Annotated in this window: 10 protein-coding genes and 2 pseudogenes; all 12 read right to left on the minus strand. The window is 35.7% G+C overall.

The window, feature by feature from the left end:
• Positions 1-93: 93 nt before the first annotated feature.
• A complete protein-coding gene (locus tag AC1Q8N_RS24160) occupies positions 94-528 on the minus strand; it encodes an HIT family protein (RefSeq protein WP_098132097.1) in 435 nt (144 codons plus the stop codon).
• 62 nt (positions 529-590) lie between these two features.
• The gene (locus tag AC1Q8N_RS24165; protein ID WP_048541724.1) at positions 591-968 is read right to left on the minus strand and encodes an OsmC family protein; all 378 of its coding nucleotides are present in this window, start codon (positions 966-968) and stop codon (positions 591-593) included.
• Positions 952-2370 (minus strand): amino acid permease, encoded by a 1419-nt coding sequence (locus AC1Q8N_RS24170; protein ID WP_098132096.1) that lies wholly within the window; start codon positions 2368-2370, stop codon positions 952-954. Before AC1Q8N_RS24170 ends, AC1Q8N_RS24165 begins: the two co-directional genes overlap by 17 nt.
• 204 nt (positions 2371-2574) lie before the next feature.
• A complete protein-coding gene (locus tag AC1Q8N_RS24175) occupies positions 2575-3219 on the minus strand; it encodes an amino acid ABC transporter permease (protein ID WP_493521406.1) in 645 nt (214 codons plus the stop codon).
• Positions 3220-3876 carry an amino acid ABC transporter permease gene (locus AC1Q8N_RS24180; protein WP_048541718.1) on the minus strand — a complete coding sequence of 219 codons (657 nt, stop codon included), beginning with the start codon at positions 3874-3876 and terminating at the stop codon, positions 3220-3222.
• 100 nt (positions 3877-3976) lie between these two features.
• Positions 3977-4807 carry a glutamine ABC transporter substrate-binding protein GlnH gene (gene glnH, locus AC1Q8N_RS24185; RefSeq protein ID WP_000916483.1) on the minus strand — a complete coding sequence of 277 codons (831 nt, stop codon included), beginning with the start codon at positions 4805-4807 and terminating at the stop codon, positions 3977-3979.
• A gap of 12 nt (positions 4808-4819) precedes the next feature.
• Positions 4820-5744 (minus strand): annotated as a pseudogene (locus tag AC1Q8N_RS24190) (amino acid ABC transporter ATP-binding protein).
• On the minus strand, positions 5689-7149 hold the full coding sequence (locus tag AC1Q8N_RS24195) for an alanine/glycine:cation symporter family protein (protein WP_493521407.1): 1461 nt from the start codon (positions 7147-7149) through the stop codon (positions 5689-5691). Before AC1Q8N_RS24195 ends, AC1Q8N_RS24190 begins: the two are co-directional and overlap by 56 nt.
• 159 nt (positions 7150-7308) lie before the next feature.
• Positions 7309-8280: a phosphotransferase enzyme family protein gene (locus AC1Q8N_RS24200; protein WP_098076865.1), complete on the minus strand. Its 972-nt coding sequence runs from the start codon at positions 8278-8280 to the stop codon at positions 7309-7311.
• A 23-nt stretch (positions 8281-8303) separates the two neighbouring features.
• Positions 8304-8990, minus strand: a pseudogene (locus tag AC1Q8N_RS24205) (CPBP family intramembrane glutamic endopeptidase).
• A gap of 202 nt (positions 8991-9192) precedes the next feature.
• A complete protein-coding gene (locus AC1Q8N_RS24210) occupies positions 9193-9792 on the minus strand; it encodes a TasA family protein (protein WP_000023371.1) in 600 nt (199 codons plus the stop codon).
• Between the two features lie 258 nt (positions 9793-10050).
• Positions 10051-14292 carry a S8 family serine peptidase gene (locus AC1Q8N_RS24215; RefSeq protein WP_098642933.1) on the minus strand — a complete coding sequence of 1414 codons (4242 nt, stop codon included), beginning with the start codon at positions 14290-14292 and terminating at the stop codon, positions 10051-10053.
• Positions 14293-14368 lie beyond the last annotated feature (76 nt).

Consider the following 14368-nt stretch of genomic DNA (forward strand, 5'->3'; position numbering starts at 1 on the left):
GAATAAACAAAAGCCCAATTTCTCTATTTTAACTGAGAAATTGGGCTTTTGTTTATTAGAATTTCCCTGATTGTTCCCTTAAGAAAACCCCTCTTACGCCTTTTCAGTAAACAGCATTTGCTCTATCGCTTCTTGTAACAAATACTTTGTCTCTTCCAAGTTATAATTCTTCTTTTCTCCTAATTCTACCGTATAAAACTCGGCAAACGAGCGCTCTTTATATCTCGGTACGACATGCATATGATAATGCGTTAACTCATTAAAGATTCCACCATTTTGACAAATTGTAACGCTATCTGGTTTATATAATAGCTTAATCGCTTTTGCAATCAGTTTAGAAGCATCCATAATGGATTTTGCTACAATATCATCTAATTCGTCCACTTCTACAACATGCTGCTTTGGCACAATTAAAGTATGACCTGGATAAAAAGGTTCATGATCTAAAAAACATGTTACATAGTCATCTTCATATATTCTATATATAATTTCTTCTTCGTTGGCTAATTTACATCCTAAACATTCCATTACACTTTCTCCTCTCTCTAAAACATAAAAACGTGAGAGCCGTATTCTCACGTTTTTATGTTTCACTTTATTAGTTCAATTGTTTCCGTAACTTTTATACTATCTTTTACCGATTGAACAATCGTACAATTTTTCACTGCAAGTTGCAGCGCCTTGTCCAACTGCTCTTCTGTAATGTTTTGGGCTTTAATTTTATAGTGCAAATGAACACTTTCAACTGGTTTGGATAAAGCTTCACTTCTACCAATTTCAGTTTCAATTGTAAACGTATCGTATGTAATACGTTTCTTTTCTAAAATTGTTTGAAAGACAATTGCACTACATCCTGCGATAGAAGAAACGAGTAATTGTAACGGTGAATACCCATTTTCTTTTCCAATCGCTAATGGACCATACGATAAATCTGCCTCTATACCATCATGCTTAATTTTTATTTTCATACTTCGCTTCCATCTCCACTTTCATCGGCTTCTTCCGTTTCTTATTCATATAATAATATATATAGCAGAAAATGATAAATGGAATACCACAGTATAACGCCATTCTTTGTTCTGGAATAAACGCTAAACTAATAACAACGATGCTATTTGTAATTAAAGCTAAAATAGGAACAATTGGATATAACGGCGTTCTATACTTTAAGTCCTCTAACTTTCCTCCGCCTTTTATATACTGACTTCTAAAGCGAAGTTGCGATAAAGCAATAATGATCCAACTTGAAACAGCTGATAAACCAGCTATAGATAATAAGTACATGTATACTGTATCTTCTGCAAGGAAGCTTGTGAATAAAGATAGCCCTGCTACCGCAATTGTTACGACTAGCGCTGTAATTGGAATACCTCGTTTATTTACTTTCTTGAAAGATGTTGGTGCCATTCCTTCATTTGCAAGTGACCATAATATACGAGTTGCCGCATATAATCCTGAATTCGCTACAGATAGTAACGCTGTAATAATAACGAAGTTCATAATATCAGCTGCGTATGGAATACCGATTTTATCAAATACGACTACGAATGGACTTTCAATTACCCCTGCTTCTTTCCAAGAAATTAATCCTACTAAAATCGTCATTGTTAAAATGAAGAATAACATAATGCGCCATACTGTATTACGAATTGCACGTGGAATTGTTTTTTCTGGATTTTCACTTTCTCCCGCTGCAATCCCGATTAACTCTGTTCCTTGGAATGAGAAGTTAACCGTAATCATTGTAAGTAATACGGCAGCTAGTCCATTCGGGAATAATCCACCATCGCTTACAAAGTTAGAGAAAAGAGGTGCTGCTTCTTTTCCGTCATATGATATAAACCCTAATAATGCACCACCACCAAGAACAACAAACGCAAGAATTGTCACTACTTTAATACTAGAGAACCAAAATTCTAATTCAGCATAACTTTTCGCCGAAATTGCGTTTGACGCATATAGAATAACGCCGAATACGAGACACCATACCCAAACATCAACATTCGGAAACCATCTTTTCATCATTAAACCGATTGACGTTAATTCTAGTCCTACTGTCACTGCCCAGCCAAGCCAATATAGCCAGCCAATCATAAAGCCCGTTCCTGGCCCAATAAACTTCGTCGCATACTTTTGGAAAGAACCTGAAACCGGCATTGCTACCGTTAACTCTCCAAGACAAAGCATTGTTAAATACATAATAAATCCGCCCACTAAATATGAAAGGATGGCTCCCCCTGGTCCAGCCTGATTAATGGTATAACCTGAACCTAAGAAAAAACCAGTCCCGATTACACCACCTAGTGCGATCATAAATAAATGTCTACTCTTCATCGTACGATGTAATTTCTCATTCGTTGATTGCTGCATCTAAATCCTCCCCCTACCGATACCCCTATATCTTGTTAAAATTTTCTGATAATAAAAATATACACGAAAGCGATTACAATTTCTATATAAAATTAAAACTTTTCTGATAAAACAATATAAAAAATCGAATTATCGCGAGATTTAGATTATAATTAAAGGAAAATAAGGAGAAACAAGGAAAAACCTTTACATATATTGTAAAGGTTAACGAATTTCTAATCTTCTCGATAAAATTGATAAACTATAATTTATGATAAAGTACATACAAGCTACTACTATAAACGTTGGAATCATATAATTCACATTCTGTCCGCTAATAATTTGAGCATTATGCATAAGCTCTGGCAGTGATATAACAACTGCTAATGATGTATCTTTCAGCAATGAAATAAACTGACTAACAAGCGGCGGGACCATTCTTCTTAATGCTTGTGGTAAAATAATGTGCCAAAGCGCTTGAACATACGTTAATCCTGAAGATCTTGCAGCCTCAATCTGTCCTTTTTCAATAGATAATAAACCACTTCGAACAATTTCAGATATCATTGCTGCTTCAAATATTGTTAAAGCAACAATTGTAGCTGTTATAATTTCTAATTTCAAGCCTGCTTCTGGAAGTGCAAAATACGTGAAAAATATAATTAAAAGTAGTGGTAAATTTCGAATTACTTCAACGATAATTCCTAATACTTGTGAGACCATAGGTATTTTCATATACCGCAATATCCCTATTACACTACCAATAATAAAGCTAAGTACAATCGCTACGAGCGCTACCTCTAGCGTTATAAGTAATCCTTTTAATAAAAACAGAATATGATCTCCTGTAATTGCTCCCTTAAAATCCATTTACACCGCCTCCTTTGCTAAGCGTTTTTCTAAATAACGCACTAGCATACTGAGCGGAATTGTTAATATTAAATAAAACATCCCGACAAATATATAGACGTCGAACGTAACCAATGTCTTCGTTGAAATTAAGTCTCCTTGATACATTAAATCCGTACCAGCGATAATTCCGAGTATGGAAGAGTTTTTTACTAAATTGAGAAATTGATTTCCTAGAGGAGGAATTACGATTTTCATCGCTTGGGGTAAAACGATATGGTACATTGCTTGCGTATAAGTCAATCCTGAGGAACGTGCTGCTTCCATTTGGCCTTTTGCCACTGATAAAATACCAGCGCGAATAACTTCCGCAATAAACGCTGCCGTATATACGGTAAGCGTAACTGTTCCTGCTACAAAACCATTTAAAGTAATTCCTATTACAGGTAAAGCAAAATAGAATATAAATGCAATTAATACAAGTGGAATATTTCTTACAAACTCCACAAAAGCTGATCCTATCCAATTTAAAATACGAATAGGTGCAATACGCATTACAGCCAAAATTACTCCTAAAATAAAGCTTCCTATTAATGCAATTACACTAGACATAACTGTATACTTAAAGCCTTCTAAATACATATCAATGTTATTCGTTAATATAGAAAAATCAGGCACATATTCTCCCCTCTTTCTTTACAAGAAGAGGATGAGCATCCCTCATCCTCTCACTGTTACTATTCACTAGAAATAAAGCCCCACTAATTAAAGTTTCACTTTACTTCTCTTGTTTTTGTCCAATCCATTTTTCATACAATTTATCGTATTCCCCATTCGCTTTCATATCTTTTAGTAAGCTATTAATCTCTTTCGTCAAATCATCTGCACCTTTTTGCACTGCAATTCCGTACGGTTCATCCGTAAAAATTTTCCCTACAACTTCATAATTTGAATCTTGTTTTGCCATGCCGTAAAGAATTGCATTATCTGTCGTTAAAACATCGCCTTTCCCCGCTTTTAACGCCGTAAATGCCTCACTGTAATTTTCAAATTCTAATACAGTCGCTTCTGGTGACTTTTGACGAATATTATTTGTAGACGTTGAACCTTTTACAGCTAACACTTTCACACCCTTTTTCACATCATCAATACTTTTAATATCGCTCCCTTTTTTCACAAGTAACGATTGCCCCGCTTTAAAATATACATCTGAAAAATCCACTTCTTTTTTACGTTCTTCTGTAATTGTCATTGTTGCGATAATTGCATCAATATCACCGTTTTTCAATAGTGGAATACGCGTTTTAGATGTTACTTCTTTTAATTCTAGTTTCTTTTCATCTCCGAGAATTTTTTTCGCAAGTGCTTTCGCGACATCAACATCAAATCCTTCTACCTGCCCAGTGGAAGGATTTTTTAATCCAAATAAGTTCGTATCATTCTTCACCCCAACTACTAGTTTCCCGCGCTTTTTAATTTGCTCAACAGCCCCACCTTGCTTCGTATTCGTTTCTTTCGCCTCATCTTTTTTACTTCCGCATCCGGCAACGACAAGTACGAATAAACATGAGAATACGATTAAGGTAAACAGCTTTTTCATTTTAAGCATGAAATTCCTCCTTTAATGATTTAACACTCGGCTTAAAAATAGACGAGCTCTTTCCTGTTCAGGATTTGCAAAAAATTGTGTTGGTGTCGTATCTTCAATAATTTGACCATCATCCATAAATAAGATCCGATCTGCTACTTCTCGCGCAAATCCCATCTCATGCGTGACAACGACCATTGTCATTCCTTCTTTAGCTAGTGTTTTCATAACATCAAGTACTTCCCCAATCATCTCCGGATCAAGAGCAGACGTAGGCTCATCAAATAGCATAATTTCCGGCTGCATTGCCAATCCCCTAGCAATCGCTACCCTTTGCTGTTGTCCTCCGGATAATTGATGCGGGTATACACTAGCCTTCTCCGGAATTCCTACTTTCTCTAAATAAAACATCGCTGTTTGCTCAGCTTCCTCTTTTGAAACTTTATTTACTTTAATCGGTGCTAGTGTAATATTTTGAAGAACCGTTTTATGTGGATATAAATAAAAATGTTGAAAGACCATCCCAATATTCCGGCGTAATTCATTCATATCTGTTTTTGTATTGTGTACCTCCGTATTTTGTACAAGTAACTCTCCATCTGTAATTGTCTCTAGCTGATTTATACACCGAAGCAACGTGCTTTTTCCTGATCCTGAAGGACCAACAACTACTACCACTTCCCCTTTTTTCACTTGCACATTAATATCTTTTAAAACTTGAAAGTTGCCATAATATTTATTTACATTACGAAACTCTATCAACATACTCTCCCCCTCCTTCCCCTAACAAAGCATGTACATTCTTTTTATATTCAAAAACAGTCCCAAAAATAACTTCTCCCTTCATTTTTGCCCATAAAAAAAGCAAAGGGATTTCCCTTTGCTTCTCCATTTCTATTCGATTAAGATACTTCTTCTTTCTTATCTTTCCCGTATTCATGCTCCCAGAAATCAGCATTTTTAATTCCTAATGGCCCTGGATTGAATACCGGATCTTTTCCTTCTTTTTTCTGCTTTTCATAATCCTTTAATGCAACTAATGCAGGTTTTTGTAATAGTAAAATCGCAATGATATTTACCCATGCCATAATTCCTACACCGATATCACCTAAAGCCCAAGCTGTTGCTGCTGTTTTTATACAGCCGTAGAATACAGCTCCTAAAAATACAAACTTTAGTACCATAGACAACCAAGGGCGGTCTTTATCACGATTTAAGTACGCGATATTCGTTTCTGCAATGTAGTAATACGCCATAATTGTTGTAAATGCAAAGAATAGTAACGAAATTGCAACGAAACCGTTTCCAAATCCAGGGAAAACAGATTCTACCGCTGCCTGTGTATATCCCGGTCCTGGCTGAGCACCATTTAATTTATTTACGATAAAGTTTTTTCCGCTTGCATCAAATACGTTATACATGCCTGTAATAATCATCATAAATGCTGTTGCTGAACAAACAAATAATGTATCAATGTAAACGGAAAATGCTTGCACTAAACCTTGCTTAGCTGGATGTGATACTTCCGCAGCAGCTGCTGCATGTGGTCCAGTTCCTTGCCCTGCTTCATTGGAATAAATACCACGTTTTACTCCCCAAGAAATTGCTAAACCGATAATACCACCGAAAGCCGCCTCTAATGCAAAAGCACTTCTTATAATTAACATAAATGCTTCTGGCAACTTTTCAATATTCATAGCAACAATAACGCAAGCTACTAAAATATAACCAACTGCCATAAACGGTACGACAACTTGTGCCACGTTAACAATTCGCTTTACTCCACCGAAGATGATAAGAGCTAATATAACAACTAATAAAGCCCCTGATACGGTAGTGTTAATTCCAAAAGCTGTTTCTAAACTTACAGCAATACTATTTGCTTGCACACCTGGTAGTAAAAGCCCCGTTGCAAGAATTGTCGCTGCAACGAATACTAATGCATACCATTTCACACCTAAACCTTTTTCAATGTAATAAGCAGGTCCACCACGAAACTGCCCTTGATGTTTCGTCTTATATATTTGTGCTAATGTAGATTCTACATAAGCTGATCCTGCTCCTAAAAAGGCCACTGCCCACATCCAAAATACAGCTCCTGGTCCACCGAATGCAACCGCTGTTGCTACCCCAGCTATATTCCCTGTCCCAACGCGCCCTGATAACGAAAGTGCTAACGCTTGGAATGAAGAAACACCAGCCTCTGATTTTTCACCTTGAAATGTCAGCTTCACCATTTCGCCTACATGCCTTACTTGTAAAAACCTCGTTCGAATGGAAAAATATAAACCTACTCCTAAACATAAATAAACAAGTGCTGGACTCCAAACAATATTATTTAACCAATTTACGAAAGCTTCCAACATTCCCCCTCCTTCTTTATAAAGAATATTCAGAATATATATAAAATTATAAGTGTATACCGAATCTATAACAATATTATTTTAATAAAACAAACATATTTTTGTATAAAAAAACAAAGCATACATTTATTCTGTATACTTTGTTTTCACAAAAATGTATTATATATTCACAATTGCTTCTCTTTTTATAATTCTTTCATATAGCTCTTCTGATAATTCTCGGAAGTTATCTGGCATATCTTTCTCCTTAAACTTCTTTTGAAGTGTACCGTATAAACCAACATCACGTAGACGTAAGAACAACGGTAACGATTCATACCAACTATCCGCTAGTCTGTGCTCATACTCATAGCCTTTTCGTAACACTTGTAGCTGTTTACGAGCAAAGTCTGTCTTCTCTTCCGCTGTCCACGGTGTAAATAGAACAGAGTAATAGAGAACCATTGCTAAATCATGTATAAAGTAATTATAAGCCGCATCATCAAAATCAAAGATTGTTAGCTCTTTACCATCATAATGAAAATTACCGGGATGGATATCACCGTGCATAAGGCCGAACGTTTCTCTTTCAATTGGAAGAGCCTTTATTTCATCCATTAATACCGCTGCAATCTTTTTCACTTGATCATCTTCTAATTCATTAACAATCCCACTTTCGTCTTCTTCCCACGTATCACGATAATCTGTTTTAGGGTAGTTCATTGTTAAGCGGTGCAGTTGACCAATCGCTTTTCCCCATGCTTCAAAATAAGCATCTCCCCAATAAGGCGATTCTTTTCCTTTTACTTGTTCACCTTTTGCATATGTAAATAAAGAAGCGAAAAAGAAAGTTTCATCCTCTGCTCTGATCCCTTCTACAAGATTTTGAGACTTTGAATAAAGAGGTCCTGCTACCTTTGCCCCATGCTCCGCAACATATCGTAAAAAATCTAGTTCAGCTTCAACTTCTTTTTTAGAACGATGAGAAGAGTGTGTTAAACGTAATACGTAATCTTCACCACGATCACCCTTTGCCTTAAAAATATAATTTTCAAAATCTCCAAGTGGCTTTTCTTCCACTGTTACATGAAATGCCTTTGCTGCTCTTGCTAAAACCTCTTTTGTAAAAACACGTTCTACAGCTATTTCCATATGTATCCCTCCTATATATCTTCTTAATTCGACATAAATGTGAGAAGTACTGCTATAAAATTGAATAATGCGTGGGCAATCATAGCTGATAAAATAGAATTTGTTTTCTCATATAACCACGCAAATACTACTCCACTAAAAAAATTCACTGGTAATGTGTTATATGTTGGAATATGAACAACGGTAAATATTATGGAACTTATAAGCACTCCGCCCCATATACCATATTTATCACGAAAAAACGTATAAAAAACCCCTCGATACAAAATCTCTTCATAGATTGGTGATATAACTGCTGCTCCGATTACCGCGATACAGAATGAATATATTGATTTATCATTTTGGACCGTTTCCGTTTTACTATTTTCAAAAGAAATACCCATTTTCTCCATTATCATTAATACAGCAATACTAACTACAATTAAGAAAATAACCGCTCCAAATGTCCATAAGAAATCTTTTCATGAAAGCTTCCGAATTCCAATATCTCTCCACGAGAGCTTATATCTTTTTATACAAAAAAGATAAACTACAGTAGTAAATATCACTGCCATTATAAATCCCATTAATACTCCAGCATATAATGAGTTCCCTATTATTTTTAAAGCATAGTCATAAAAAAGAGATTCAACAATTACTGGAACAATAATAAATACAAACACAAATAAATATAAAATTTCTTTCCATCCCCACATACTTTTCAAAATTATATACACCATCCCTCTACTCCTTGTTTCCTTAAGTATAAAAGATGACGTAACGTAACTTTCAAGCTTATTTTTTTTCAAATAATCCAAGCATAATTTTCTCTCAAAACACAAAAAAGGTTGATTCACTAAATCAACCCTTACACTATTAAAAATTTTATTTCTCAATTCTTCATCAATTTATTCTTATATATAACATTTATCTTTATCTCTCTTCACCTTTTGTCTGCATTGAATTGAAAGTCCAATTTAATTTTAATGAATCTCCTTGAAATACATTTTGCTCTTCATTGCTATCTACAAATGTGAACATTACATAGAAAGTATCATCATCACCAGGAGCAAGTCCATTTCCTTCTCGGTCTACAACACCTTTTTGTACAAGATCAGGAATACTTCCGTTTTGCGTAGCTACCTTTAATTCAGATAATGTAGTAGACCAAATTGGAACCTCATTTTTATCCAAATTCCATAAGAAATCGACACGGATATGATCACCAAAATCAGCACTTCCATTATCTCCTTTAGCATCGATTACACTATAATCTGTAAGAAGTTTCACGTCTCCTATCGCTAAAGTTCCTTTGTTAACTAATTGAAAACCGCGTTCCATTTCATCACCTGGTTTAATATTGTCGACATTAATAACAACTTCAGGATTAACACTCAAATCTAAAGTACCCGCTGCAAACGTGTTTTGTGATACTTCCTTATCACTAAAATACGCATATGTCCCCCCGCCAATTAAAGATAAACCAAGCCCTGCAGTTACAACACCCATACCAAGTTTTTTCTTAATACTCATTTCACAAGTCCCCCTATTTTTAAAGTTCAAACTCCAAACCTTATTTCCATCCCACAAACAATACTAATTAAACAAATAATATTCCCCATAACGAAACCTAACCAACGTTAAATTATTTACTTCATGTTTACAAATAACTATCACTTTAAGAATAACCGGTAATGTTACATCGAATCATTACCGGTCCATTGTTAGTAAATCCTATTTAATTCTATACTCATTGTTTTATCACTTAGTTTACTCTAGAATTGTGCCCACTTATTTTTTTGGCTCTAATCCAATGGAACGTAAGATTTTATCTAACGTCACTGGCCCTACATTTTCTTTCGGTTTCTGATTTTCTTTGGCATCTGGACCCTTTTTCATGAAATTCTTCTCAATAAAACGAATATCTGTTTCATTTACAACACCATCTTGATTGACATCTCCATCTTTTACAGCCACTTTTCCTTTTTCATATGAAAGAGCTGCTATTCTAGCATCTTGAATATCTACCATTTTATCGCCGTTTACATCACCTGCAAGGCTGTCATCCATATCAGCTCTAAAGTTTTGTCCCACTAATTCTCCATCCTGCATTTTCCCTATTTTTGTAGTTAATTTACTATTTAAATGACCTGGCATTTCTACGAAAATATTATATTCTGTATCACTTACTGGAACACTATGAATTTCAAATTGCCCATTATCATCAACCGTTCCTGTATATTTCTTTCCATCCTTACCAACTGCATACACTTTTGCTCCTAGTTTTGTGTAGTCATTCTTACCTAAATACCCCTCTTCAGTTAAGAAAGCTTCTGGTCCAATATATCCTGTAACCATTGCATGTTTCGAAATAATAGAAAAGGATTTATCTTTAAACACAGGAATCTCAACGCCTTCTGATGCACCTGTTTTTGTATAAGAGAATTTATCTACTCCAAATGCTGTTAAATTATTAAAATACTCGTCACTCGTCATCTCGAATGTAACATCTACAAATGGTGCGTCTCCATCTAGACCTTTAAATTCTGTTCCTTCTAAAGATGCACCAACTTTCACCTTGTTTTCCCAGTTTCCTTCTTCATTTATCACTGGATCTTCTAATTTAATATTTAATCCATGTTGTTTTGCATATTCTGCAAGTGCTGGATTTGGTTTAACATCTACAAATTTAAACAACTGTTTACTATAAGGAATCTCAAATGTACCTGACATAAGTTGTTTCACATTATTAAGATTTAAAGTTAATGTAATTTTTTCTCCTAGTTTAACTTTATCCTTGTCATAGCTTGGGACAGCGTATTCCGTTCCCTCTTTAACAAAGACATAATCTTTAAATCCATTTACCATATTTGATGCAGTTGCAAGATCATATCCAAATAACCTTAAATTAAGCGGTTCATTGATTTCCTCTGGAAGTACACCAAATTTAAAATCACCATTGGCTTGAATTGTATTCAACCAACCTGACGGAAAAGCAGAGTTTTGGTAATATACAATTTCATTAGTTTTTTGGTCATACTGAAGGCCTTTTGCCTTTAATACATCTATCGTAGAATCATATATGTTACCATGTACCCATAATGCACGCTGACCATCTTCTTCTTTGAACATAGATTCATTTACCTCATGAACGCCAGGTTTTACATCGGTAAATTTCATTTCAGGTTTGATATTATCAATAATTACGCTATCTCCTTTTGTATAAGGTTTCCCTTCTTTGTCATATCCAATGAAATCAAGTTGGTAATCTCCATCAGGCAACGTAACTCGCTTGTCTCCAATTGGATGATTTGGATCTCCTGTAAACGGGAATACATAGCCACCCATACCATCGAACATGATATATTCAATATTTGGTGTTAGACTGCTAGCATTAATTGTCCCCACAATTCCTAATGCCTTTCCTGTTTTTCGATCCTTCACCACTGCATCGATAGTTTCAAGTGGACTGTTCAATTTAAATGTCAGCGGTGAACTCGGCCTTTCCATAAATGGATGGAAGTTAGATGTATCTGTTGCCATTGCATCTCTCAGCAAATCTACAGATTCAATTCCTTTTTCTGTGAATTTAACTGCAAATGGCACTTGATATACTTCTTTTTCATTTTTTTTATTTGAAATATGAATATATCCCTCATATCTACCAAATTCAGCGTTTTCTGGAATGATAATTTCAGGGCTAATTTCCCCTGATGTACTAGGAGCTACTTTAATAGAATCTTGTACGTTCAGCTTCACACCATTCTTCGCTGCATCTTGCACACCTACACTTGTTGGTGAAAACTCTACTTCTAATTTAAACTCTTTCTCGTCTGTTTTATTGCTATTCTTAATTAAGACTTTTCGACTATCTTTAATAGGTCCATTTCCCAATTGATTTTTATATCCGAATGCAATAGACCCTGTTTTTTCTTCAATTTCTACTTCTTCATCATTTACAACGTTTGATGTTTTATCGATAACCTCGATAGCTGTATCTGCATGAACTGCACGATACGCATCAATTCGGCCTGATCCCACCTCAAATACAGAGCGTGCCTCTTTTAAGTCAACTGCAGTATTCATAAGCGCTTCTTTTACTTCAAACGGACTGTAGTTTGGATTTTCTTGCAAAATGAGTGCTGCCACCCCCGCTGTATGAGGAGTTGCCATAGATGTACCTGACATACGTCCATACGCTACCGGATAATTTTCTCCATCCTTTGGATCATTAATATATTCAGGAACAGTAGAGAAAATAGACACACCTGGCGCTACAATATCCGGCTTAATATCATCTGTTTTACTTGCAGGACCGCGAGAGCTGAAATCGGCTAAGTGATCTCCCTCTGTTTTTGTGTTACTCAGTTCTCCAAATGTTAAAGAGACATCTCCTTGGACAGCTTTTGCTTGCAATTTCTCACCATCTGCCTTTGTTAAGCGGAACGATGGAATAGATGAAGTACTTTCTCCAAGATAACTTGTAATTTCACCATCTACATTGTTATATACAATTACCGCCTTTGCACCTGCTTCCTTAGCATTTTTAATTTTTTCATCAAATGTAATCTCACCGCGTTGGATAAGAGCTAACTTCCCTTTTACATCTTTCCCTGTAAAATCACCTGATTTCCCAAGTCCTGCATATATAAGCGATAAGGATTGACCTTTCAAATCTTCAATCTTATCAGTAAAGCTTTTTCCAAGTAGCATCATTTTATCCACATGTAAATCAGCTGCATCGGTGGAAAATGTCGGGATAGTCATCGCAGCGTCACTTGCTCCAACTGTAATTGGAAGTGCTGCTGCACTAGGTGATCCAAGGGTACCTTCTTCTGGACCACTATTACCTGCCGCTACTACTGTAACAACACCAGCTAACATCGCATTGTTTACTGCAATAGAAGTAGGATATAAAGGATCATTAATAGACGCACCTAATGATAAATTGATAACGTCCATATCGTCTTTCACTGCTTTATCAATCGCAGCAAGAATACCGCTTGTTTGTCCACTTCCATATGGACCTAATACACGATATGAATATAAATCTACATCCGGAGCGACTCCCGTAACTGCATAATCCACACTATTCTTTTTGTCTGCAGCAATTGTCCCAGCTACATGAGTCCCATGGGATGTATAGTATGCACTTCCATCATAAATTTCAGGATATCCTCCAGAATTTTGCCAATCCTTATACGTTGTCTCCATTGGATCAGCATCATTATTAACAAAATCCCATCCTTTTATTGAGTTCGGATCTATTTTGCTTGGATCTTCACCTTGCTTTGCACGATACCCTTTATAAGCATCTTTTAAATCAGGGTGGTTATAATCAATACCTGTGTCCAGTACACCTACCTTAATTCCTTTTCCTGTTATTTTTTCATCATGCAGCTTGTCCACACCAATTTGTGGTACACTATCTGCCATTTTGGGTTCGGCAGCCGTCTTAGCTGTTTCTTTCGGTAAATCAATTTTGACCTCACGATCTTCCCATACACGCTTAACAATACCAGTGCGAACTAAATCTTCGATCATATTCGCAGGTAACGACATTGCCACACCATTAAAAGCATTCTTATATTCTCTTGTTATTTTGGCAGTTTTAAAATCCGGCCCCTTATCTTTCTTTTTTTGAAGCTGTTCAAGCTCAGTTTTAAATCCTTTATGCGATGCTTCCACCTTTTGTTCTGCAGTTGAAAGAGCTATTTTTTTCCCTTTAGCTGCTTGTTTTAACATCTCGATTTTGCTAGGTGCTTGCTTAAATTCTACAATCACATTCACATTATCAGGACTTGCTGTATTAATGCCTGGTGAAATAACAAAACCAGGTTTTGTATCTAATGTTTTTAAAGCATTACGTTGTTCCTTTGTAAGTCCTTTCAATATAGAACTTGCATCATCAATTCCAGTTAAAGTAGATGTATTTACTTCTTCTGCCAATACGTTATATGGAATTCCTTGAGACATTAACATGCCAACAGTTAGCGTTCCGATAAGTATTCTTCCGAATTTCCCCTTCTTCATAGCGCATCTCCTTATTATTAAAATTATTTTTTCTAAAATAAATCTTCTGAGCTCCTATGTAGCATTGGCAATTCTA

Source organism: Bacillus sp. GW823-FHT06B01 (assembly GCF_058952315.1).